Origin of the sequence: Rhizobium sp. BK399 (assembly GCF_014194695.1) — a bacterium.
GTDB lineage: Bacteria > Pseudomonadota > Alphaproteobacteria > Rhizobiales > Rhizobiaceae > Rhizobium.
Window position 1 is genome coordinate 1,209,581 of the sequence record NZ_JACIAH010000001.1, and the last position, 24,428, is coordinate 1,234,008.

Here is a 24,428-nt window from a genome sequence, read left to right on the forward strand (position 1 = left end):
GGGCAAACGTGGACACTTTGGAACAGCCTGACCTGACGCGCTATGCCGCTCTTTTGCCCGATACCGGTGAACCCGGCTTCGGCGTCTACGTGCATTGGCCGTTCTGCGCCGCCAAGTGCCCCTACTGCGATTTCAACAGCCATGTCCGCCATCAGCCGGTGGATCAGGAGCGCTTCACCGCGGCTTTCCTGAAGGAGATGGCGACGGTGCGCCAACTGAGCGGGCCGAAGACGGTGACGAGCGTCTTCCTCGGCGGCGGCACGCCCTCGCTGATGAACCCCTCGACGGTTGCGGCCATTCTCGACGGCATCGGCAAGCACTGGCATATGCCAGATGGTATCGAGATCACCATGGAGGCAAACCCCTCCAGCGTCGAAGCGGAGCGTTTCCGCGGCTATCGCGCCGCCGGCGTCAACCGCGTCTCGCTCGGCGTCCAGGCGCTGAATGATCGTGATCTGAAGTTCCTCGGACGACTGCACGACGTTGCCGATGCGCTGAAGGCGATCAAGCTCGCGCGCGACATCTTCCCGCGCATGTCCTTCGATCTGATCTATGCCCGCCCGAACCAGACGGTCGACGAGTGGGAGCGCGAGTTGAAGGAGGCGATCTCCTACGCGGTCGACCATCTCTCGCTCTATCAGCTGACGATCGAAGAGGGCACGCCCTTCTTCGGCCTTCACAAGGCCGGCAAGCTTATCGTTCCGGATGGCGATCAGTCGGCTCTGCTCTACGAGGCGACCCAGGAGATCACGGCCCGCGAAGGGCTGCCTGCCTACGAGGTCTCCAACCACGCCCGCCCAGGTGCCGAGAGCCGCCATAACCTCACCTATTGGCGCTATGGCGACTATGCCGGCATCGGCCCCGGCGCCCACGGACGACTGACACGCGGCTCCATGAAGATCGCAACCGCGACCGAACGCAAGCCTGAAAGCTGGCTCGATCTTGTCGAGCGCGACGGCCATGGGATGATCGACCAGGAACAACTCGGTTACGAGGAGCAGGCGGACGAACTGCTGCTGATGGGGCTGCGCCTGAAGGAAGGCGTCGATCTCGCCCGCTGGCAGCAGCTTTCGGGCCGCGATCTCGACCCGAAGCGGGAGGAGTTCCTGCTGGAGCACGGCTTCATCGAGCGGATCGGCAATTCCCGGCTTCGCTGCACGCCGTCGGGCATGCTGATCCTCGATTCCGTCGTCGCCGATCTGGCCTGCTAGAGCGGCTGTCTGAAATAGACGACGCGCTGAGTTTCCTCGAAGCCGAGGGCAGCGTGGAAGCGGTGGCTGTCGACATTGTCCAAAAGCGCATCCGACGCAAATTCCGTACAGCCTGACGCCTTGCCGAAGGCGCGCACGGCCTCAAGCAAAGCCCGCCCGATGCCGCCCCGCCGAAACGCCGGTTCGACATGGATGCCCTCGAGGAAGAGAACCGGCGACGATCTGCAGCCGTTAACGTAGTCACGCCGCAAGCATGCTTCGGCGAAGCCGACCGCCTCGCCATCCGGCCGAAAGGCCAGAAAACCGCGGAAATCGGCAGCGTCATCATCGAGCAGCCGCCGCAGGTCCCGGGAATGCTCCTCCATCGACTGGTCCGACCATAAGGCTGCGCGAAGCTTCGCCCACGCGTCGATATTATCGCTCGACGCCCGCTCGATCCTGATCGTATTGCCTGCCTGCTGCTTCATCTCGACGCCCGAAATTGCGGTCTTCGGGATAGTAGCCATACCCTGCGGGTTTGCAATCTTCACCCGTCACGCCACCCGCCCGCGCCAACGGGAGAACAACCGCCCATCGATCGCCGCAAGGCCGATCGCGATCATCGCCATACCGATCAGATGCTTGGACTGCAGCTGTTCGCCGAGGATGGCCGCGCCGAGCAGGATGGCGCTGACCGGGATCAGGAAGGTCACCAGCATCAGATTCGTTGCCCCTGCCGTCGCAAGGATGCGGAAGAACAGCACGTAGGCGATCGCGGTCGATAGCAGGGCCAGACCCAGCAGCGCCAGCCAAGTCTCGACTGACGGGGCGGCTAGTGTCCAAGGTTGGTCAACGATGAGCGCGATCGGCAGCATCAGGACCGTGGAGGCGGTGACCTGCCCTGCGGCGGGAATGAGCGGCGCCATGCCCATTTGGCGGAAGCGGCGGCCGAAAATCCCGGCAAAGGCATAGGACAGAGCAGCAGCGAGCACCGCCAGCTGCGCCAGCACGTTCGAGCCGAGATCACGCAAAACGTCGAAGCCAATCATGTAGGCGACGCCGGCAAATCCGACGAGAACGCCAAGCAGGCGATTGCCGGTCATCTTTTCGTCCGCGGTCAGGAAATGCGCGACAACGACGCCGAAGAGCGGCGTGGTGGCGTTCAGGATGGAAGCGAGACCGCTTGCGATATGCGTCTGGCCCCAGACAATCAGGCAGAAGGGGATCATATTGTTCAGGATGCCCATGCCGAAGAACGCCGCCCAGGATTTGCCGTCACGCGGCATGGTATGGCCGGTTGCACGGACGATCATGTTCAACGCCAGCGCGGCGATCAGGACCCGGCCCGTGACGATCGTGAACGGCGGCAGGGTCTTCACCAGAATGCCGTTGAAGAGGAAGGAGCCGCCCCACAAGAGGGAAAGCACCAGCAACATCCCCCATTCGGAAAAACCCATCTGTTTCTGCTGCATCATCTACTCCCAAAGTCAGTCTGCTACGGCATATATGCCATCGCCAACGGCCACCACCCGATTGTTGCGCGATCTAAGAGCGGTTTTCTCGATTTATTCTCGCTCTTCATTCAGCCGGAAACGGCTTTTGCGATGGCTTTCCTGCTGATATTATTGCCATTCCTGGCATGAGACAAACGAGTCTTTCTCGATACATGATATAGCTGAGCTAAACCATGAGTGATTATCTCCCCTCGCTTTCAGCGCTTCGGGCCTTCGAGGCTGCCGCCCGGCATCTCAGCATGACGCTGGCGGCAAAGGAGCTGAACGTCACACCAGGCGCCGTCAGCCTGCAGATTCGCGACCTGGAGGCGTCGCTTGGCATCAAGCTCTTCGAGCGCAAGACGCGGGCGCTCGCCTTGACGGTGGAGGGTGCGGACTATTTCTCGACCCTGAGGGCGGCATTTCGTCTGGTTCGGGAAGCGACGGCGGCGATCACGGCGCGTGGACGCGGCGCCGTCCTCAATGTCACCTGCACGGCGGGATTTGCAACCTACTGGCTGGTGCCGCGCCTTGGACGTTTCGAGGCTATGCACCCTGAAATCGACGTCCGCATCAGCGCATCACACCGCGTCCTCGACTTTCAGCGTGACGGGATCGACCTCGCGATCCGCCACGGCCTCGGCGGATATGATAACCTGATCAGCGAACGGCTTGTCGATGACGAACTGGTGCCGGTCTGCACGCCAAAGCTCGCCACAGAACTGGGGCCCAATCCGTCCGCGGGCGCCCTCTCTGGTTTCCAGCTGATCCATGATGTCTATCGCCATGACTGGCAGCTCTGGCTGGAAGCAGCCGGCGCGACCGGAGTCGACCCCTCGCGCGGGCCGGTCTTCATGCATGGCAACGGAGCCTATGACGCGATGAAGGCCGGGCTGGGCTTTGCCTTGATGCGACGCTCGTTTCTGGAACGAGACCTGAAAGAAGGCGCAGTGGTCACGCCCTTCCCGATCGGCATTGCAAGCCGGCTTGCCTTTCATCTCGTCTATCCGGGCCTTGCGCTGGAGCGGCCGGCTGCAGCTGCCTTCCGTCGGTGGCTGTTGTCGGAGGCACAAGCCTGATTGGATGCGCTCACTTTATCATGCTGATTAAAATCATGCTGATTAAAAAGTGGAGTAATTTAATCATAAAATAGGGTTTTCTTCGGACAATTTCTTGACTATTACACTCCACATATTTTTCTCTATGCACATTCCCGGTGTGATAAGCCAATGAATAGTCTCCGATTTTCCTCTCGAATCCTTTCAACGTCGGCATTGGCCGGCATGGCGCTCGTTCATCTTCTCACGCCAGTCGCAGCACAGGACGCGACGGGAAAGCAGCAGGACGGTGCGACGGTTCTGGAAGACATCATTGTCAATGGCGGCAGCGGCGGCGTGATCCAGGCAGAGGGATATGTCGGCAAGAGCAGCGCCACGGGCACGAAGACCGACACACCCTTTATCGAGGTGCCACAATCGATTTCGTCGGTGACCGAACAGCAGTTGAAGGATCGCAATCCGCAGACGTTGCTCGATACCGTTGCCTACACACCCGGCACACGCGTCGGCGCCTATGGCTTCGATCCGCGTTTCGATTCGTTCTCGGTACGCGGTTTCGACGTGACCTATACCGGGATTTTCCGCGACAACCTCCGTCAGCCAGGCGCAGGCTCATCGCTCTTCAAGACCGAGCCCTACGGGCTTGAAGGAGTCTCCATCCTTCGTGGTCCCTCCTCCGCGCTTTATGGGGCAACAGGTGCCGGTGGTCTTTTCAACCTCATCACCAAACGGCCGACGGAAGAGCCATTTCATGAAGTTCAGCTGCAGTACGGCACTGAACAGCGTTATCAAACCCAGTTCGACGTTTCAGGCCCCGTCAACAATACGGATCCCTTCTACTATCGTCTGACTGGCCTCTACCGCGATGCCAATACCGAGCAGATCAGCGTTCCCGACGACCGCATCTATATCGCGCCAGCCTTCATGTGGAAGCCGGACGAAGACACGAGGCTCACCATTCTCGGCGAATACTCCCGAACGAAGACCGGCGGCACCGCGGCCTATTACAACGACCCTGCCGGCAACGTAACGGACTTTTTCGCAGGCAATCCGGCCTTCAACGATTCAGTCCAAAACCAGGCCCGCATCGGCTATGAATTCGAGCATCGGCTGAACGATGTCTTCGTATTCCGCCAAAACGCCCGTGCATCGACGCTCAATATCGACGCCGACTGGGCCTTCGCCTACGCCCCCAATGAGATCGATCCAAGTCTCCTCGATCGCAGCGCCGGAACGTTCGACGAGCGGCTGACGGCCTTCGTTATCGACAACCAGCTAGAAGCGCAGTTCGAGATCGGCGCCGTCGACCATACGCTGCTTGCGGGTCTGGACCTGACAAAGCTGCGCTGGCGTTCGCTCGATGGCCGCGGCGTGTCGCCGCCGCTCGACACCAACAATCCGACGGCAGGGGCTTTCGTTGCGCCGATCGATTTCGACACGCGTACCGTCCAGGACCAATGGCAAGTCGGCACCTATTTGCAGGACCAGATCCGCTATGACGCATGGATACTGACCCTCGGAGGTCGCTACGATTGGGTTTCGACGGACACCGACAATACCGACCTCAGCACGAACGCCTTGACGACCATTTCGCAGAGGGACAAGGCATTCTCCGGCCGCATCGGTCTAGGCTACGAGACAGATTTCGGCGTCGTACCTTATGCCAGCTACTCCACCGCCTTCTCACCCAATGCGGGCATCAACCAGGAGACAGACCAGCCCTTTAAACCGACGGAAAGCGACCAGGAAGAGATAGGGGTCAAGTACCTCCTTCCGAACAGCAATACGCTGCTCACGGCGGCGCTGTTCAATATCGACCAGAAGAATAGCCTTTACTACGAGGTCGTGAATCTGCCGACCGGACCGGCGAACATTCAGGTGCAGCGCGGCAAGATTCGCTCTCGTGGATTGGAGCTCGAAGCGAACACGAGCCTCGATAATGGCCTGTCGCTGGTTGCGTCTTATACCTACACCGATACCGAGATCCTGGAAGGAACGACCGGGACTGTAGGCAATTCCGTCTCATCGGTTCCGAGGCACATGGCTGGGCTCTGGGCGAATTATACATTCCGGGAGAGTAGCCCGATCTACGGTCTCGGTATCGGTTTCGGATCGCGGTATCTCGGCAAGAGCTATACGAGCGACACCAACACCGCCCAGAACGGGTCGCGCGTCCTCTTCGACGCCGCTGTCAGCTACGATTTTGCGGCGCTCGATAAGAAATACGAGGGCCTGAGCCTGCAGGTGAATGCCACCAACCTCTTCGACCGCCGCGAGCCCATCTGCTCGGCTGGCTTCTGCTATCGCGATCAGGGTCGCACCGTGATCGGCAGCCTGCGTTATACGTGGTGAGCTGATGGCGAGTGCTGGGCACCATATCGCTGCTCCGGGCGCCAGTGCCTCGGTCCTCTCGCCGGCTTTTGCCGGCGAGCATGCATGGTGCAGCGAGAAAATGGCTCTTTCCGCCGATCTGCCCGACGGCGTGCCGCTGCCGTCGTTCTTCGGAAATGGCGGGTTCGAGCAGGCGATCGGTCGCTATGCCACGGCCTGTGGCGACAGTGACCGGCGTGCGGTCGTGTCGATGTGGTCGCTGTATTACTTCTCCGCTCTCTCCATTCCCTATGTGCTGGCTCGCCGTCTCGCCGCACAGGAGCTGCCGGTCGCTTTTGACGACATGACGATTGCTTTGCAGGATAATGGCCTGCCGCGGGCGTTCGGCGTGCCGCACCGGGGCCGGAATGCCCGGAACGGCGAGGAAGACGGCTTTGAGGCGATTGGCCCGTTGCTGGAGGAACACCTTCCGGAAGCGATCAGGAGGCTCACCGCCTGCGGTGTTTCGGCCAAGCTGTGCTGGAACAATGCCGCGGTGTATCTCGACTACGTGCTGCGGTTGACCCTGCCGCCGGAAGGCCCGGATCTCACCGTCTTTGTGCGCGGCTGTCTGCCCGATGGCGGCGTCAACCCACTTTGCGGCAGCCTGCGATATGTCGAGGAAGACGGAGAGCGCGTCGCTCGCCGGAAGATATGCTGCCTGCGCTACATGCTGCCTGGCGTCCAGAGCTGCGGCAAGCTTTGCGCCCTTCCCAGTCAAAGGAATATGCAATGACCTGCCTCACCATCACAAGGCGTGGCTTTCTCGCCGCGGCGTCTGCGACGCTCTGTGCGCCGGCTCTGCTGAAGGCTGAGACGCGATGGCCGCTGACCGTGATCGATGCCGTCGGGCGGACCGTCACGATACCCAAAAAGCCGAAGTCGATCATCCTCGGCACGGGTTTCAATCTTGTCGCGCTGTCGCTGATCCATCCGGATCCGGTCAGCCTGCTGGCCGGCTGGGCGACGGACATGAAAACGGACAATCCGTTCATCTATGATGCCTTCCGCGGCAAGTTTCCCGCCCTCAACGAAGTCCCGCTTGTCAGCAACGGCCTGGCGGATGGTATGAACTTCGAAGCTGCCCTCTCGTTGGAGGCCGACCTGGCGGTCATGGGCATGTGGCAGGCAGAGGGCGAGCAAGGAAAGCGTGCCATCGACTATCTCCAATTGACCGGCGTGCCTGTCATCGTCGTCGATTTCAATGTCGATCCACTGAAGAGCACCCCGCGGGACATCCGCCTCCTTGGTCGCATCCTGGAGTGTGATCAGCAGGCTGAAGATTATGCCCAGCTTTTCGAAAAACGGGTGCAGCGCATCAGAGCGGGAGCGACGGGGAAAGGCGAGGATGGGCCGCTGGTGCTAATGGATGCCTTCCCGAGCGCAACGCGCGGCAGTTGGGCATACGGTCGAACCAGCCTCGGCGAATTGATTGCGTTTGCCGGCGGACGCAACATCGCGGACAAGAACCTGCCGCCACAGGGCGGTCCGGTTACGGCGGAATATGTCATCGCGGCGGAGCCGGACGTCTATATCGCCACCGGCTCGCCCGGCGGGACTTACACCGCCTTCTCGATCGGCCCTGGCGTCGATCCTGCGGAAGCGCGTCGGTCGCTTGAGGAGACCGTGAAGGCCCCCACGCTTGCGCCGCTGAAGGCGGTGCGCGAAGGGAACGTGCATGGCATGTGGAACTTCTTCAACGCCGTGCCGCTGAACGTGCTGGCGGCGGAAGCGGTAGCATCCTGGATCAGGCCCGACCTGTTCGGCGATCTCGATCCGACGGGCAGCCTCGCCGAGATCAACGAGCGTTTTGCGGCTGTGCCCTTCGAGGGCGCATATTGGACGAGCCTGACAGGCTAACGGGCAGGCGCGCCAGTCTTGAAAAGGCTGCCGGTTGGCGTGTTCAGGAACATCGCCAGCGGAATGTACTCCTGATGCAGGAAGCCGGTGGACGGCAGCAGATCGTCGCGCACCATCTCGATGACGGCAACCACCGAGGCCGATGTCGTCCACGCGATCGCGGTGCGGCGGGCCCCCGCGATCTCGATCGGATAATAGGCGCGGACAAATTCCTTGCGGCGCAGGGTGCCGTTTACCGTACCCTCCGCCGCCACATGGACATAGACAACATCGTCATCGACCGGAGGCTTGGCATTGGTCAGTATCTCGCCGGCAAGCTTGCGCCTGTCGCGCATCAGCAGTTCGTGGAAGAAGAAGTTCATCAGATCCATGTGCCCCGGATAGCGCATCGTCTTGTAGTCGAGGTTCTCGACCTTGCCGAGGAGCGTGTCGCACATGGTTCCGAGACCGCCTGACGTCGTGAACGCCTCAAGTTTGACGCCTTCGACATAAATCGTCTCATGCCATTCCATCGGCGAGACGAGTTTGCGAACGCCGCCCTCGATCACTTCGCAGTCGTTCAGATACTCGTTGACCACGCCCTCCGGCGACCAGTTGAAGGCGTAACCAAGGAGACCGGTCGGGTTCTGCGGCAGCGCGCCTACCCGCATGCGAATGGAACGGCATTTGTCGAATCCGTCCGCAAGGCTGGATCCGACAATGCCGACGAAGCCGGGGGCAAGGCCACATTGTGGCGCCATCAGCCCACGCGCTGTCTTCGACAATTCAATAATGAAATTGGTGGTCGGCACATCCTCGGTCAGGTCGAAGTAGTGGATCCCCGCAAGGTGGGCGGCACGCGCCAGGCCGATATTGAGGTGATAAGGCAGGCAGGAAAGCACGGCCTCGACGCCTGATAGCAGTTCACCGATCACGACCGGATCGGAAATGTCTCCACTCCAGCACTTGAACGGCACCTCCTCGTTTGGCGCCTGAAGGTCGACGCCGAGAACGTCGAAGCCTCCTTCGTGGAGGAGCGTGGCTGCCAGCCGCCCGACCTTGCCCAGCCCAAGTACGGCAATCCTGTCAAATCCCATCGATCCCTCCCACGAGCGCATGGCGACACGTTCCCAGCGTCAAGCGTACAGAAGATTGCCGGCAAAGGAAAACGGCCGGAGCATAGCCCGGCCGTTAAAAGTTGCTCAGAGAGGTTGCCTACTTATTATTCGTTGATCAGGCGCTTCAGCAGTTCAATCTCGTGCGAGAGCTTCGTGTCCCCGGCAATAAGCTCCTCGATCTTGCGCACGGCGTGCAGCACGGTCGTGTGGTCACGACCGCCAAAGCGACGACCGATTTCCGGGAAGGAGCGCGGCGTCAGCGTCTTCGACAGATACATGGCGATCTGGCGCGGCTTAACGATGACGCGGGTACGGCGGTTCGAAACCAGCTCCTGGCGCGACACGTTGTAGTGCCGTGCGACGATGCGCTGGATGTCCTCGATGCGGACTCGGCGCGGCTCGCCCGAGCCGACGAGATGCGCAAGAAGCTCATCGACGCGCTCGACCGTGAGGTTCGGCTCGAAGGAGCGGCGGAAAAGCAGCTGGTTGAAGGCGCCTTCCAGCTCGCGGCCGCTTGCCGTGATGTTACGCGCAACGTGGTTCAGCAACTCGGCCGAGATTTCCAGCGACGGATCCTCGAGGCGAGCAGCAGTGAGACGACGCTTCAGGATTTCGAGACGCATCTCGTAATCCGGGGCGTCGAGCTCGATGGCCACACCGCCCTGCAAACGCGAGCGGACGCGTGGATCGAGCGATTCCAGCTCCCAGGGAGCGCGGTCTGCAGCGACCACGACCTGCTTGGCGCTGTCGAGCAGCATGTTCAGCAGGTGGCAGAACTCATGCTGGATCATCTTGCCCTGCAGGAACTGCATGTCGTCGATGATCAGAAGGTCAATGTTGCGCAGCGAGTCCTTGAGCGTCAAAGCATCATTGTCGCGGATCGCGGTTGCGAAACGCCACATGAAATACTCCGCCGTCAGGTAGACGACGCGCAGCGCACGCGGGTTTTGAACCGCGGCATTGGCGATCGCCTGCAGAAGATGCGACTTGCCGAGTCCAACGCTGGAATGGACGAAAAGCGGGTTGAAGCGAACAGCGCCCTGTCCGGCTTCCGCAATCGTCTTGGCAGCAGCAAGCGCTACACGGTTCGAACTGCCTTCAACGAAGGTGTCGAAGGTGAAACGGGAGTCCAGCGGCGAGCCAAAGAGCGGCTGGCCGGAGCTGGCCGGACGGGCCGCAGCCGCGGATGAGACCGTGTGCTGAACAATCTGCCCGGCATGCTGCGCCACGGAGCGGCGCGTCTGTGCGGCAGCAACAGGCTCTGGAGAAACCGGCTCTTCAGCCGGTTTGCCAACGCTACGCGTTGCGGTGCGCACGAGAATTTCGACTTTCAGGATTTCGGAGTCTTCGGCCTGGAACAGGCTGGTGATCAGCTCAAGATACCGATTGTTGATCCAGGACTTCAGGAAAGTTGTCGGCACCGTGAGGCGCACGACGCTCTTTGAAACCGAATGCAATTTCAGCCGCGCAAACCAGCTTGCATAGACATCCGGACCGACTTGCGCCTTCAGACGGGCGCTGACACGATCGAAAAGTACACCATGCTTCATTTCTCCCTTTTCCCCTGCCGTTTCGGCGCAAATAGAGCCAAACGCCTGCGGTTCATTGTCCCCACTCTCCAGGACATCCGCCGTCATTGTATTCATCTGCATCATGCCGCCTTCCATTCGTCGGCCGACTTTGTTCGTCGCCCGATTATTTCCCCGCTATGACCAGAAAGTGGCACCCTCATGAGCCACTCGCCTGCCGGTTCACTCGAATACTGCCCCACTCACAAGACTTCCCGAGAAAGCGCGAGCCCGCTTCATGCGGCCCGACTGCCCCCTGTCGGACTGGATGCCGCTCCTCGTAAGCCAGCATCCGGTCGTCCTGTCACGACTTCTCTTCCCCATTCCGGCTTCACGCCACGCGTGCAACCAACACACAAAACATCACCATTCCGCGACAGCCACGTCGCGGTCAAAAATGCTCAAGTGCGTGAAAAACCGGAGACTTTGACTCTCCGTAACAAGTGGCACAGGATCATCGTCCTGCCGACGTGGCAGTTTCAGACCGAGCCTTCGCAGGTGATGTCTGGACCCCTTGTTGGAGGGCATTTAGGCAGGATCGATTGCGGGAATCAACGATGAATTTTACGCAAAATTAAGAGCGGCCCGTTGACTCCCGCGGCACCTTTAGGGCGTCACATCCGTGTCAAAAAAGAATCGCTTTTGAATCAAGGAGATTCGCCTCGCTGACATTTTTGACACGCATAAAAAGAAAAAAATAAAAAAGCTTCTTGACTCTGCTCAGACCGCAGATTGTAGAGCCCGAGTCGCGTGCACCTGAAGTATCCTACAACAAGTATTTGTTTTTGTTATATTTTTCGTGTCACACGCTCGACATGAAATCGTCGCCGAGTTAACCATACGGAAGCCAGTCGGCAGAATCGAAAAAGCCCGACAAAGTTGCCGGGCTAATCATAATGATGCGTTTATTAACGAAGGATTATGCTGTCGCAGAAACCGACAGGGCCTTCACACGAGCTGCGAGGCGCGAAACCTTGCGGGAAGCCGTGTTGGCGTGAACAACGCCCTTGCTTGCGGCGCGAGCCAGTTCAGGCTGCGCGGCCAGGAAAGCTTCCTTTGCCTTGGCAGCATCACCAGATGCGATTGCCTCTTCGACCTTGCGAACGAAAGTACGAACGCGCGAGCGACGAGCCTTATTGACGTCGGTACGGCGGGCGATCTTGCGGGTCGCTTTTTTCGCCGAAGTTGTATTGGCCATGGATGCCTCTCTAAGAATTCGAACAAACTCCGTCATTACCGCGGGCCTTGCGGCCACTTCATACAGCAATGCGGGAGCATAATCGGAAAACCGGAGTGGCTTCCCGAACCGTGGGCGGGCATATAACCCTAAAGCCGACCCACGTCAACGCGCATTTTCGAGGAAACGCCGCCTTTCTCCAAGGCTCAGCGGTTCTTGAAGGCAGGCTTACGCTTTTCGATGAAAGCCGTCATCCCCTCTTTCTGATCTTCGGTGGAAAACAGGCTATGGAAAAGCCGGCGTTCGAAGCGCAGACCTTCATCCAAGGTCGTCTCCAGCGCGCGGTTTACCGCCTCCTTCGCCATCAGCACGGACGGACGCGACAGCGAGGCAATCTTGGCGGCCGCCTCCAGCGCCTCGTCCAGCAGCCGATCCGGCGCCACCACACGCGAAACGAGTCCTGCGCGCTCGGCTTCAGCAGCATCCATCATCCGGCCGGTCAGGATCAGGTCCATCGCCTTATATCTGCCGACGGCACGCGTCAGCCGTTGTGAGCCACCCATGCCGGGGATGACGCCGAGGGTGATTTCGGGCTGGCCGAACTTGGCGGTTTCCGAGGCGATGATCATGTCGCACATCATGGCGAGCTCGCAGCCGCCGCCGAGCGCAAAGCCGCTGACGGCCGCAATGACGGGCTTGCGCACCTTGGCGACATCGTCCCAGCCGCTCATCAGGTCGCGGCTGTAGACATCGACATAGCTGAGCGGCTGCATTTCCTTGATGTCGGCGCCGGCCGCGAATGCGCGCTCGGAACCGGTCAGGACCATGGCGCCGATGGCATCATCGGCCTGGAAGGCTTCGTAGGCCTGCAGGAGTTCCTTCAGCACCGTCGAGTTCAGCGCATTCAGCGCCTGCGGGCGGTTCAAGGTGATCAACCCGACTGCACCGCGGGTTTCGACGATCAGCGTTTCGTAGGCCATGGACAATCCTCCCGTTATTTCTGGCAGGTAGGGCAATAGAAGGTCGAACGCCCCGCCTGAACAATGCGTGCGACCGTACCGCCGCAGCCCGGAGTACGGCAAGGCAGACTTTCGCGATCATAGACCGAGAAGGAGTGCTGGAAGTAACCGAGCGAACCGTCCGTCTGGATATGGTCCCGCAGCGACGAGCCGCCCGCCTTGATGGCGTCGGCAATGACGTCGCGGATCGAGGTGACCAGAAGATCCATCTGCTTGGCCGGTTTCCCCGTCTTGGTCACGATCGTCGCCGCAGCACGGGTCGGGCTCAGGTGCGCGCGCCATAGCGCCTCGCAGACGTAGATATTGCCGAGCCCTGCGATATTCTTCTGATCGAGCAGCGCGCTCTTCAGCGGCTGCGCCTTGCCGATGAAACGTTCCGCCAGATAGGCGGCGCTGAGTGCGTTGCCGGTCGGCTCCGGCCCGAGGCCGAAGAGGAAGGGATTGAGCTCAAGCTCGGAGCGCCGCGCCATATCCATGAAGCCGAAGCGGCGCGGGTCATTATAAATGACGCGGCTGATGCCTGTCGGTCCCTCGAGATGGAAGATGGCGTGGTCGTGCTTTTCATCCTTCGAACGCGGATGATGAAAGTCGCCAGGCTGATCGGACACTGGCCCGGTCTCGATGCGGAACGAGCCGGACATGCCAAGATGCGAGATGATCGTCGTGCCGTCGTCGAGGTCGATCAGCAGATATTTGGCGCGGCGACCGAGCGCGACGATCTCGCGGCCGGTTGCCCGCGTCTCCAGACCGTCCGGAAAGGGAAACCGCAGGTCCTTGCGACGCAGCTCTAGGCGGGCGATCCGCGCGCCTTCCATCGTGGGGGCAAGCCCGCGTCGGACGGTTTCGACTTCTGGCAATTCCGGCATCTTAACCCATCTATATCTAACATGTTTCAACCACGGGCGTTGTGCGCTATAGCGCCAAGGTGCCGCGGCCTTGACCGTGGCCCACAGATAGCGCCGCGCGCGTCCGTTCGCTATGGTCGCCGCGCCGATTTCAGATAGATGGAGTATTTCGATGTCAGAAAGCCGTACCTCCGCCGAAGGCGGCATGGAAACATCCTACGGCTTCCGTGAAGTGGCGGACGGTGAAAAGCAGGGTCTCGTCAACGAGGTCTTCCACAAGGTCGCCAAGCGCTATGACATCATGAACGACGTCATGTCGGTCGGCATGCATCGCGTCTGGAAGGACGCAATGATTGCGGCACTCAATCCGCGCAAGGAACCCGGCTACAGGACGCTCGACGTGGCCGGCGGCACCGGCGATATCGCCTTTCGCATCATCGAAGCCTCGAACCGGATGGCGCATTCGACCGTGCTCGACATCAACGGCTCGATGCTCGCCGTCGGCGCCGAGCGCGCCGCCAAGAAGAAGCTTTCTGACAACCTGACTTTCGTCGAGGCCAATGCCGAGGATCTGCCGTTCGAGCCGAACAGCTTCGACGCCTACACGATAGCCTTCGGCATCCGCAATGTCCCGCGCATCGACGTGGCGCTCAGCGAAGCCTATCGTGTCCTGAAACGTGGCGGCCGCCTGCTGGTGCTCGAGTTCTCTGAAGTGGACATGCCGCTCCTCGACCGCGTCTATGACAGCTGGTCATTCAACGCCATTCCGAAGTTCGGCAAGGCGATCACCGGCGAGGCCGAGCCCTATCAATATCTTGTCGAATCCATCCGCAAGTTTCCCAACCAGGAGAATTTCGCCGAGATGATCCGCAACGCCGGCTTCTCGCGCGTGAGCTTTACGAACTACACCGGCGGGATTGCGGCCCTCCACTCCGGCTGGAAGCTCTAAGGGATGGTTCGAGAACAATCGTTCACCCGCTCGCTTTCGCAGGCAGGCAATCCGGCATGAGCACTCTGGGGGCATATTTCCGGCTCTGGCGCGTCGGCTGGATTCTGGTGCGCGAAGGCGTGATTTCGGCTTTGCCATCGGAAGACCTGCCGCCATCGGTCGGCCTTGCCAAGTCGTTTGTGGGCCTGTTCGCGCGCAATCGTTCAAAATCGAAGAAGCGCAGCGACCGGCTGGCGCAAGCCGTTGAGCGGCTGGGCCCCTCCTATGTGAAGATCGGCCAGTTCCTGGCAACGCGCCCCGATGTCGTTGGTGTCGAGTTCGCCGACGATCTGTCGCAGCTTCAGGACCGCATGGCATTCTTTCCGCTCGCCGCCGCCAAGGCGAGCATCGCCGGATCGCTCGGCCGCCCGACAGAAGAACTTTATGCAAGCTTCGGCGAGCCGATTGCCGCCGCTTCGATCGCGCAGGTGCACCCCGCCGAAGTCAATACGCCTGCGGGACGCAAGAAGGTTGCGGTGAAGGTCGTCCGCCCCGGCGTGCGCCAGCGTTTCACCCATGACATCGAAGCGATGTATCTCGTCGCTCACATGCAGGAGCGCTTCATGCCCTCGAGCCGGCGCCTGAGGCCGGTGGAAGTCACGAAGACTCTGGAGCAGACGACCAAGGTTGAGATGGATCTGCGGCTCGAGGCGGCGGCCCTTTCCGAGATCGCCGAAAATACCGAGAAAGACCCGGGCTTTCGTGTCCCGAAGGTCGATTGGGAGCGCACCGGCCGCGACGTGATCACGATGGAGTGGATCGACGGCGTGAAAATGTCGGATGTCGAGGGCCTGCGCGCCGCCGGTCACGATCTCAATCTGCTTGCAGACACGCTGATTCAGTCGTTCCTTCGCCACACGCTGCGCGACGGCTTCTTCCATGCCGACATGCATCCCGGTAACCTGTTTGTCGACGAGCACGGCGACATCGTCGCGGTCGACATGGGGATCGTCGGACGACTGGGGAAAAAGGAACGCCGCTTCCTGGCCGAAATTCTCTTCGGCTTCATCACCCGCGACTATATCAGGGTCGCCGAAGTCCACTTCGAGGCGGGCTACGTGCCGGGCCACCACAATGTCGAAAGCTTCGCGCAGGCGATCCGCGCGATCGGCGAGCCGATCCACGGCCAGCCTGCCGAGACGATCTCGATGGGCAAGCTGCTGACCCTGCTGTTCGAGGTGACCGAACTCTTCGACATGGCGACGCGGCCCGAACTGGTCATGCTGCAGAAGACCATGGTCGTGGTCGAAGGCGTGTCGCGCATGCTCAATCCACGCTTCAACATGTGGAAGGCATCCGAACCCGTTGTCGGCGATTGGATCCGCAACAATCTTGGCCCGAAGCGCATCGTCACCGATCTCAAGGACGGGCTGAAGGCGGCTGTGAAGCTAGCCGAAGCAGCGCCCGAGATTGCCGCCAAGACCGAGAAATTCCACCATCAACTGCTGCAGATGAGCGAGAACGGATTGCGGTTCGACGCGGAAACGGCTGAGGCGATCGGCAAATCCGAGGCGCGACACAATCGTTCCGGCCGGTTCGCCCTCTGGATTATCGCGCTCGCCCTTCTTTATATTGCTTGGGTGGTCACCTGATCCATCGCAGCAATGCATGTTGTGTTCGATATTTGGGATATCCCATCGAGTAGCGCCGTCGCATAGTCTCACTTTTCAAGGAGATATGGCAGATGAAGCATGAACGCCCCCGCATCGAACTTTCCGGACAGCCGCTCAGCTTTGCCGAAATGGTGAGGGTCGGATCGGGAAAGGTGGCGATCTCGGCTTCTGCGACCGGGATGGCTCGCGTCGAGATCGCGCGCGGGATCGTCGAGGATGCGATCAAGTCTGGAATGCCCGTCTATGGAGCGACCACCGGCGTCGGCGCCATGAAGGATGTCGAGTGGTCCCCCGAGGACCTCGATGCCTTCAATCTCGGGCTGGTGCGGGCGCATCACTTCGGCACCGGGACGCCATTTTCGTGCTCGGTCGTGCGCAACGCTATGGCCATCCGCATCAATACTGCGCTGACAGGCCAAGTCGGCTGCACACCCGAACTCGTCAATGCGTACATGCAGATGCTGGAGGCGGATATCATTCCGGTCGTCCGCCGTACTGGCTCCATTGGCTGCGCCGACATCGGCCTGATGGGGCAGATCGGCGCTGTACTGACGGGAGTCGGTGAAGCCGTCCATCGCGGCAAGCGCATGCAGGCAGCCGACGCTTTCGCCGCTGCCGGCATGAAACCCTTCACCATGGCACCGCGCGACAGCCTGGCCTCGCTCAGCGTCAATGCCGTGAGTTTTGCCGCGGCAGCGGACGCGACTCGCAATGCTGCGTCTTCCATTCGCGTGCTGCTCGCCTCCGGCATGATGGCTTCAGGCGCGCTTGGCGCTTCCCGCGACCCGTGGCTTTCCGTTCGCCATGTCGGCACCTCCCGGGAGGCATTGATCGGCTCCTGGCTCTGCAATGCGTCGGACGCCTGGCACTGGCCGATCAAGACTCACGTCCAGGACCCATTGAGCCTGCGCATGATCGCGCAGGTCTTCGGCGCCGTCATCGAGAACCTGCTGACGACGGGTCACAAGATCCTCGCCGCCACCGGACGCTCCGACGACAATCCAGTCGTCGTCGAGGGGCGGGTAATGACCTCGGGCGGATCGCTGCCGCTCGACGTGACAATCCTGCTGGAATCAGCTGCTCTCTGCATGGCGCACGCCGCCCGCAATGCCTTCAACCGCTGTGTCCTGCTCGGCAACGGCCAGCGCCGTGACCTGCCGGTCAATCTCGTGCCGCCCGGCCGTATCGCCACTGGCTTCGGTCCGATCATCAAGCTGGCCGGCGAAATCTTTTCTCGCGTGCTGTCGATGTCCAACCCGGTTTCGGCGCAGTCATTGGTGGTTGCAGCCGGCCTCGAGGATGAGGCTGCCTTCCTGCCGCTGGTGATCGAGCGCTTCGAACGCCAGACGCGCGCGCTGATGCGCCTCGCCGCTCTCGAAGCGCTGCTTTCAGCGCAGGCGGTGGACATTCTCGGCGACAAGCCGAAAGGCGTCGGCGGGATGCTCTATGACATCGTTCGCAAGCATGCGGACTTTTATACGGTCGACCGGCCACTCTCTGCCGAGGTGGAAGCGATCGAGGAAGAATTCGGCTCCGACGCCTTCATGTCGAAGCTGATCGAAGAGGTGCCGATCGCATCCTTCGACGATTTCTTTGCACTCGGCTCGCTGGCGCGCATCGAGCAGCGCCTGACCCAGGAACCCGTCGCCATCTGATCCCTTCAATATCTGCCACGGAGAAAGCGGCATGGCTGATTTCGATCTCGTTCTGCAAGGCACGGTCGTTTTGCCGGAGCGCATCCTGGAAGCCGGCTACGTTGCCGTCCGCGACGGCAAGATTACGGAAGTCGGCCTCGGCGTGCCGCCTGCTGCACGCGAGCGCCATCTCCTCGGCAAGGCCCTGATCCTGCCGGGCGCCATCGACGCCCAGGTTCACTCGCTGTCGCAGAAGGACCAGGAGGATTTCATCTGGTCGACTCGCTCGGCTGCTGCCGGCGGTGTGACGACGATCGTCGATATGCCCTATGATGAAGGCAACCTCGTCTGCTCGGCAGAAGCCGTGAAGAAGAAGATTGCCCATGCCGGCCCGCAGGCGCGGGTCGATTTTGCGCTCTACGGCACCGTGGATCCTGAGGAAGGCGCCAAGCGGGTTGCCGAAATGGTCGATGCCGGCGTTGCCGCGTTCAAGTTTTCGACGTTCGGTACGGATCCGAAACGCTTTCCGCGCATCCCCCTTGCCCTGCTGGACGAATGCTTTGCCGCAATTGCACCGACCGGGCTGACCGCCGGCGTTCACAACGAGGACGACGAGGCCGTTCGCACCTACATGGATCGCGTGAAGGCAAGCGGCATCACGGATTGGCGCGCGCATGGACTGTCCCGGCCGCCGATCACCGAGCTGCTCGCCATGCACACGATCTTCGAAACCGGGGCCAATACGGGATGCCCGTCACATGTGGTGCATTGCTCGCTTGGACGCGGCTACGACATCGCACGCGCCTACCGCCGCGATGGTTTCGAGGCGACGGTTGAATGCTGCATTCATTACCTGACCCTGGACGAGGAAAACGACGTCAAGCGGCTCGGCGGCAAGGCAAAGATCAATCCGCCGATCAGACCACGCGCCGAGGTCGAGGCGCTGTGGCGCAAGGTTGCGGAAGGCAATGTCTGGCTGGTCTCGACGGACCACGTCAGCTGGTCCGAAAATCGCAAGACCAACCCTGACATGCTCGCAAACGCGTCCGGCGTGCCCGGGCTCGAAGTGATGATACCGCTCTTCATCAAGGGTGCCTTCGAGCGCGGCATCCCGCTGACCTGGGCGGCGAAGCTGATGGCGGAAAACCCGGCGAGGCATTTTCGTCTCGACCACGTGAAGGGCGCGCTGACGCCAGGCAAGGACGCCGATATCGTCGTGCTTGAGCCACGCGAAACGGTCTATGACGCCGCAGCCAGCGGCAACAACGTGGTCGGCTGGAGCCCGTACAACGGCATCCGCCTTCCCTGGACAGTCGCTGCGACCTATCTGCGCGGGGAGAAGATCAGCGACGGCGCGACCGTATTGGCTGAACCTCGGACCGGCCGATTTGTGCGTCCGCTGCCGAGGCAAGTAATCGCCGGAGCCGCAGAATGACCAGAAACCTGCCGGTCAATACGGGTCGTATCGCGGAAGATATCGACGCCTTGGCCGGGATCACCGAGCCCGGCCATCCCTGGACCCGTCGCGCCTTCTCGCCACTCTTTCTCGAGGGCCGCACCTATATCGAAGCGCGCATGCGGGCGGCTGGCCTTGAGACAAGGATCGATGCCGCCGGCAATCTGATCGGCAAGCGGCGGGGCGCCATTGACGGGCGCGGCACGATGATGCTCGGTTCGCACTCGGATACCGTACCTGATGGTGGCCGTTTTGACGGTATTGCCGGCGTGGTGGCCGCACTTGAGGTCGCTCGTGCGCTCAGCGACAAGGGCCTCGAGCTCGATCACGACCTGGAGATCGTCGATTTCCTTGCGGAGGAGGTCAGCATCTTCGGCGTTTCCTGTATCGGAAGCCGAGGCATGACCGGGCAACTGCCGGAAGCCTGGCTTTCGCGCGTGACTGAAGGACGTGATCTCGCCGAGGCGATTGCCGAGGTTGGCGGCCGCCCGGGCGTGCTCTCGCAGCAGAACCGGCCTGACATTGCCGGTTTTCTCGAACTGCATATCGAGCAGGGCCCAGTCCTCGAGAACGAGAAGAAGGATATCGGCATCGTCACTGCGATCGCCGGGATCACCCGGATTGAGATTGTCGTCGAGGGGCGCGCCGACCATGCCGGCACGACGCCCATGGATAGCCGCTCGGATGCGCTGGTCGCCGCCGCACAACTGGTTCTCGATATCCGCAATGCCGCAGCCGCCCGTGCGAAGACACCGGGGCATTTCGCGGCGACGGTCGGCGAGTTCCGGATCGAGCCGAACGCGGCCAACGTCGTTCCCTCGAAGGTCGTCCTGCTGATCGATGGACGCGCCGAGGTCCGCAACGACATGGAAGCCTTCTGCGAGTGGCTGGATGAACATGTCATAAAGTTAGCCATCGCTTACGGAGTATCGATCAAGAGTCCCATGCGGGTTTCGGATAACCGTCCGACGCCAAGCGATGCCGGACTGTTGAAGACACTTGAAAAGGCGTGCGGAACCGTAGGCGCCAGCCACCGCCGAATGGCATCGGGCGCCGGCCACGACATGGCCTGGATTGCCAAGGTCGCGCCCGCCGCGATGATCTTCGTGCCCTGCAGGGAGGGGCGCAGCCACTCCGCTGACGAATGGGCTGACAACGACGACATTGCGCTTGGGGCGGCCGTGCTTTTCGAAGCCGTCTTGGACATGGACAAGAGCTTGAAGCAGGAGAATGCCTGATGGGACGCATACTGGTTGAAAAGGACGTCGAAGCAGCTGTCAAGGGCGGGTCGGTCTATGCTGCCGGTGGCGGCGGCTGGGCGGATCACGGCCGCATGCTCGGCTATGCAGCGGTCAACGTCGGCAAGCCGGAACTTGTGTCGATCGACGAGTTGAAAGATGACGACTGGATCGCGACGGCCGCCGCGATCGGCGCACCCGCCTCCACGACAGCCTGGGAAATGCAGGGCATCGACTATGTGAAGGCGGTCCAGCTGCTGCAGGACGAACTCGGCGAGAAACTGTCCGGCCTGATCATCGGCCAGAACGGCAAGTCGTCAACGCTGAACGGCTGGCTGCCCTCTGCCATTCTCGGAACCAAGGTCGTCGACGCCGTCGGCGATATCCGCGCGCATCCGACCGGAGACATGGGCTCGATCGGCATGGCGGGTTCGCCTGAACAGATGATCCAGACGGCGGTCGGCGGGAACCGCGCCGAGAACCGATACATCGAGCTTGTCGTGAAGGGCGCGACAGCGAAGATCTCGCCGATTCTGCGGGCAGCTTCCGACCAGTCGGGCGGCTTCATCGCCAGCTGCCGCAACCCGCTGCGTGCCTCTTATGTGCGCACCCACGCAGCACTTGGCGGCATATCGATGGCATTGGCACTGGGCGAGGCGATCATTGCGGCTGAGAAGAAAGGCGGTTCAGCCGTGATCGACGCCATCTGCAAAACAACCGGCGGCCATATCCTGGCCGAAGGTATCATCACCAAGAAGGACGTCGTCTATACCAAGGAGGCCTTCGACATCGGCTCAATCGTCGTCGGCTCCGGCGACAAGGCGGTGACCATGCATGTAATGAATGAATACATGGCCGTCGACGACATCGAGGGCAAACGGATCGCCACCTTCCCCTCGGTCATCACAACCCTCTCGCCCGAGGGCGAACCGCTGAGCGTCGGCCAGTTGAAGGGCGGCATGCATGTCTTCATCCTGCATGTGCCGATGAACATCATTCCGCTGTCGGCCAGCGTTCTCGACCCGGCCGTCTACCCCCCGGTGGAGAAGGCGATGGGCATCGAGCTTGCCCGCTACGCGCTCGCGGCAAGAGCCTGAGCCGCGCCGGATTCCGACGCGGCAAGCGAAGATAGAGGAACAACCAAGATGCCGAAGCCCAATCCACGTCATCCGAAATTTCCGATTCCGGGCGGGCCGGACCTGCGCGCCAAGGGTTGGCGGCAGGAGGCCCTGCTGCGGCTTCTGGAAAACGTTCTCTCCGTCGGCGAGGATCCGGACAATCTCGTGGTCTACGCCGCGCTCGGCAAAGCCGCGCGCAACTGGGCGGCGCACAAGGGCATCGTCAAGGCGCTGACCGAAATGGACGAAGACCAGACGCTGCTCATCCAGTCCGGCAAGCCGATCGGCCTTGTGAAGACGCACGCTAAGGCGCCGCTTGTCATCATGGCGAACTGCAACATCGTCGGGCAATGGGCGAAGGCCGAGGTCTTCTACGAGCTGCAGCGCAAGGGACTGATCTGCTGGGGCGGGCTGACGGCCGGCGCCTGGCAGTATATTGGCAGCCAGGGCGTCATCCAGGGGACCTATGAAATATTCATGCGCATTGCCGAACGCCGGTTCGGCGGCGATCTCTTCGGACGCTTCGTGCTGACGGCGGGGCTCGGTGGCATGGGCGGCGCGCAGCCGCTGGCTGGCCGCATGGCGGGTGCAGCCATCCTCTGCGTCGACATCGATCCGGAGCGCGCGAAGAAGCGGCAGGAGATCGGCTACCTGCAGGAAATTGCGCCGGATGTCGGTACGGCGCTTGCGATGATCGACGCCGCCGTGAAGGAAAAGCGGGCGCTATCCGTCGGTCTCGTGGGCAACGCCGCGGAAATCTATCCCGAAATCGCACGGCGCGGCATCGTGCCCGATATCGTCACCGACCAGACCTCCGCGCACGATCTTGTCTACGGTTACGTGCCGAAGGGGATGAGCCTCGCGCAGGTGCGCGAGCTGCGCGACGACGGCCAGGGACAGCTGATGGCGGCAAGCCGCGCCTCGATCGTGCAGCATGTGACGGCGATGCTGGACTTCCAGAAAAAAGGTGCTGAGGTCTTCGACAACGGCAACCTCATTCGCACACAGGCGAAGGAAGGCGGCGTCGCCAACGCCTTCGATATTCCGATCTTCACCGAAGCCTATCTGCGGCCGCTCTTTGCCCGGGCAATCGGCCCCTTCCGCTGGATGGCATTGTCGGGCGAAGAAAGCGACATCGCCCGGATCGATGATCTGCTGCTGGAACTGTTCCCAGACAACAAGATCATCACCAACTGGATCCGGCTGGCGCGCGAGCATGTGCCTTTCGAGGGATTGCCGGCCCGCATTGCCTGGCTCGGCCACGGCGAGCGCACGATGCTCGCCCGCCGGGTCAACGAACTCGTCGCAAGCGGTGAGCTGAAAGGGCCCGTCGCCTTCTCGCGGGATCATCTCGACGCCGGCGCGATGGCGCATCCGAACATCATGACCGAGCGGATGAAGGACGGCTCCGACGCGATCGCCGATTGGCCGCTGATCGATGCGATGATGCTCTGCTCGTCGATGGCTGATCTCGTCGTCGTTCATTCCGGCGGCGGCGGCTATGCCGGCTACATGACGAGCTGCGGCGTGACCGTCGTGGCCGATGGTACCGATGCCGCCGACGAGCGGCTCGACCATGCGCTCACCAACGACACGGCACTTGGCGTCATGCGCTATGCCGATGCCGGCTATGACGAGGCTCTCGACGAAGTGGCCAAGAAGGACGTACCCTACATCAGGCTCGGATAGCGCCGCGGCGGCTGTCTGGAGGCATTTTGTGTCGGATTACGCTATGGCGTGGCGCAACCGATCGATCGCTGGTCTGGCGTCTCTGATAGAGATCGGATGTCGACTCGACAGCTGCCATTCCAACGAACGGACCTCACCATGCAGCCCCGCACCTACGGTATGCTCCTCGTCAGCATTGCTACGATCATGTGGAGCACCGCGGGGCTCTTCGTCCGGGCGCTCGACCTCGATGTCTGGACGGTGCTCGGCTGGCGCTCACTGTTTGGTGGACTGGCGCTGACGATCATCATTTTGGCAAAGAAGCGGATTAGTGCCGCGCCTGGCAAGGTACCGCTCTATTTCTATCCGCTGTTTGGTCTGATGGCCGCGATTTCGATGTACGGCTATATTGGCGCGCTCAAGCTGACGACCGTCGCCAACGTGCTGGCGATCTATGCGACCGTTCCCTTCGTCGCCGCAGCCATCGCCTATCTCTGGCTGAAGGAGAAGATCAGCCGGCGCGTGCTTATCGCCAGTATGATCGCCTTCGTTGGCGTCCTGATTGTTGCAGGTTTCGGGGCGAGGCCCCAGGACATCGCGGGCAATGCCCTGGCGTTCCTGATGACGCTAACCTTCAGCATTCTGCTCGTGGCAGCGCGACGCTATCCGGCGCTGCGGCTGGCGCCAGTCAACGCGCTGGGGTCGGGCCTCTGTGTGCTGCTTTGTCTGCCGCTGATGTCCCACACGCTACCGAGCTGGCAGGAAATCCTCGTGCTCGTGGTGTTTGGGTCGACGACATCGGGGATCGCCTATCTGCTGTTCATGACCGGCGGCCGCTATATTCCGTCGAGCGAGGCTGGACTGATCGGCTTGCTTGACGTCGTACTCGGTCCGCTCTGGGTCTGGCTCGCCTTCTCGGAGACGCCCACCCTTTCCACAATCATCGGCGGTGTGATCATCCTGATCTCCGTCTTCTGGTATCTGTGGAGCGGCATGAGAGGGGCTCAACCGCGGCGCACAGCAAAGACTGTTTAGT

General features: G+C 61.4%; 20 protein-coding genes. 13 read left to right on the plus strand and 7 right to left on the minus strand.

What is annotated here, in order from left to right:
- Positions 1-8: 8 nt before the first annotated feature.
- Positions 9-1,211, plus strand: coding sequence for a radical SAM family heme chaperone HemW (gene hemW, locus FHT97_RS06030; protein ID WP_183860558.1), 1,203 nt, complete (start codon positions 9-11; stop codon positions 1,209-1,211).
- Here hemW and aac(6') read toward each other — a convergent pair.
- On the minus strand, positions 1,208-1,678 hold the full coding sequence (aac(6'), locus tag FHT97_RS06035; RefSeq protein WP_183860772.1) for an aminoglycoside 6'-N-acetyltransferase: 471 nt from the start codon (positions 1,676-1,678) through the stop codon (positions 1,208-1,210). The genes hemW and aac(6') overlap by 4 nt on opposite strands.
- 66 nt (positions 1,679-1,744) lie before the next feature.
- Positions 1,745-2,662 carry a DMT family transporter gene (locus tag FHT97_RS06040; RefSeq protein WP_183753269.1) on the minus strand — a complete coding sequence of 306 codons (918 nt, stop codon included), beginning with the start codon at positions 2,660-2,662 and terminating at the stop codon, positions 1,745-1,747.
- A gap of 215 nt (positions 2,663-2,877) precedes the next feature.
- On the opposite strand from FHT97_RS06040, the gene gcvA reads away from it, so the two are divergent.
- From gcvA to FHT97_RS06060, 4 genes are all read left to right on the plus strand, one after another.
- Entirely contained in the window at positions 2,878-3,762 is an 885-nt protein-coding gene (gene gcvA / locus FHT97_RS06045) for a transcriptional regulator GcvA (RefSeq protein ID WP_183753271.1), read from the plus strand.
- Between the two features lie 150 nt (positions 3,763-3,912).
- Positions 3,913-6,093: a TonB-dependent siderophore receptor gene (locus tag FHT97_RS06050; protein ID WP_183860560.1), complete on the plus strand. Its 2,181-nt coding sequence runs from the start codon at positions 3,913-3,915 to the stop codon at positions 6,091-6,093.
- A gap of 4 nt (positions 6,094-6,097) precedes the next feature.
- Entirely contained in the window at positions 6,098-6,847 is a 750-nt protein-coding gene (fhuF, locus tag FHT97_RS06055) for a siderophore-iron reductase FhuF (RefSeq protein ID WP_183860562.1), read from the plus strand.
- Complete coding sequence (locus FHT97_RS06060) at positions 6,844-7,971, plus strand: ABC transporter substrate-binding protein (protein WP_183860564.1); 1,128 nt, start codon at positions 6,844-6,846, stop codon at positions 7,969-7,971. Before fhuF ends, FHT97_RS06060 begins: the two co-directional genes overlap by 4 nt.
- On the opposite strand, the gene FHT97_RS06065 is transcribed toward FHT97_RS06060, so the two are convergent.
- From FHT97_RS06065 to mutM, 5 genes are all read right to left on the minus strand, one after another.
- Positions 7,968-9,047 carry a saccharopine dehydrogenase C-terminal domain-containing protein gene (locus FHT97_RS06065; protein WP_183860566.1) on the minus strand — a complete coding sequence of 360 codons (1,080 nt, stop codon included), beginning with the start codon at positions 9,045-9,047 and terminating at the stop codon, positions 7,968-7,970. The genes FHT97_RS06060 and FHT97_RS06065 overlap by 4 nt on opposite strands.
- Before the next feature lie 125 nt (positions 9,048-9,172).
- Positions 9,173-10,720: a chromosomal replication initiator protein DnaA gene (gene dnaA / locus FHT97_RS06070; protein WP_183753895.1), complete on the minus strand. Its 1,548-nt coding sequence runs from the start codon at positions 10,718-10,720 to the stop codon at positions 9,173-9,175.
- 835 nt (positions 10,721-11,555) lie between these two features.
- Positions 11,556-11,834, minus strand: coding sequence for a 30S ribosomal protein S20 (rpsT, locus tag FHT97_RS06075; protein ID WP_016552476.1), 279 nt, complete (start codon positions 11,832-11,834; stop codon positions 11,556-11,558).
- Positions 11,835-12,019: 185 nt separating this feature from the next.
- Positions 12,020-12,793: an enoyl-CoA hydratase gene (locus FHT97_RS06080; RefSeq protein WP_183860568.1), complete on the minus strand. Its 774-nt coding sequence runs from the start codon at positions 12,791-12,793 to the stop codon at positions 12,020-12,022.
- Positions 12,794-12,807: 14 nt separating this feature from the next.
- Complete coding sequence (gene mutM / locus FHT97_RS06085; protein ID WP_183860569.1) at positions 12,808-13,698, minus strand: bifunctional DNA-formamidopyrimidine glycosylase/DNA-(apurinic or apyrimidinic site) lyase; 891 nt, start codon at positions 13,696-13,698, stop codon at positions 12,808-12,810.
- 151 nt (positions 13,699-13,849) lie between these two features.
- Between mutM and ubiE the strand changes: the two genes are divergently transcribed.
- The 8 genes from ubiE (at position 13,850) to FHT97_RS06125 (ending at position 24,427) form a co-directional block, all read left to right on the plus strand.
- Entirely contained in the window at positions 13,850-14,626 is a 777-nt protein-coding gene (gene ubiE / locus FHT97_RS06090) for a bifunctional demethylmenaquinone methyltransferase/2-methoxy-6-polyprenyl-1,4-benzoquinol methylase UbiE (RefSeq protein WP_183860572.1), read from the plus strand.
- Positions 14,627-14,682: 56 nt separating this feature from the next.
- Positions 14,683-16,257 (plus strand): 2-polyprenylphenol 6-hydroxylase, encoded by a 1,575-nt coding sequence (gene ubiB, locus FHT97_RS06095; protein WP_183860574.1) that lies wholly within the window; start codon positions 14,683-14,685, stop codon positions 16,255-16,257.
- A 92-nt stretch (positions 16,258-16,349) separates the two neighbouring features.
- A complete protein-coding gene (locus FHT97_RS06100; RefSeq protein WP_183860576.1) occupies positions 16,350-17,933 on the plus strand; it encodes an aromatic amino acid lyase in 1,584 nt (527 codons plus the stop codon).
- A gap of 31 nt (positions 17,934-17,964) precedes the next feature.
- A complete protein-coding gene (locus FHT97_RS06105; protein ID WP_183860578.1) occupies positions 17,965-19,347 on the plus strand; it encodes an amidohydrolase family protein in 1,383 nt (460 codons plus the stop codon).
- Positions 19,344-20,606 carry a Zn-dependent hydrolase gene (locus FHT97_RS06110; protein ID WP_183860580.1) on the plus strand — a complete coding sequence of 421 codons (1,263 nt, stop codon included), beginning with the start codon at positions 19,344-19,346 and terminating at the stop codon, positions 20,604-20,606. Before FHT97_RS06105 ends, FHT97_RS06110 begins: the two co-directional genes overlap by 4 nt.
- Entirely contained in the window at positions 20,606-21,703 is a 1,098-nt protein-coding gene (locus FHT97_RS06115) for a DUF917 domain-containing protein (RefSeq protein ID WP_183860582.1), read from the plus strand. Before FHT97_RS06110 ends, FHT97_RS06115 begins: the two co-directional genes overlap by 1 nt.
- A 48-nt stretch (positions 21,704-21,751) precedes the next feature.
- Positions 21,752-23,413, plus strand: a complete 1,662-nt coding sequence (locus FHT97_RS06120) for a urocanate hydratase (RefSeq protein ID WP_183860584.1) — start codon at positions 21,752-21,754, stop codon at positions 23,411-23,413.
- A 138-nt stretch (positions 23,414-23,551) separates the two neighbouring features.
- Positions 23,552-24,427, plus strand: coding sequence for a DMT family transporter (locus FHT97_RS06125; protein ID WP_183860586.1), 876 nt, complete (start codon positions 23,552-23,554; stop codon positions 24,425-24,427).
- Position 24,428 lies beyond the last annotated feature (1 nt).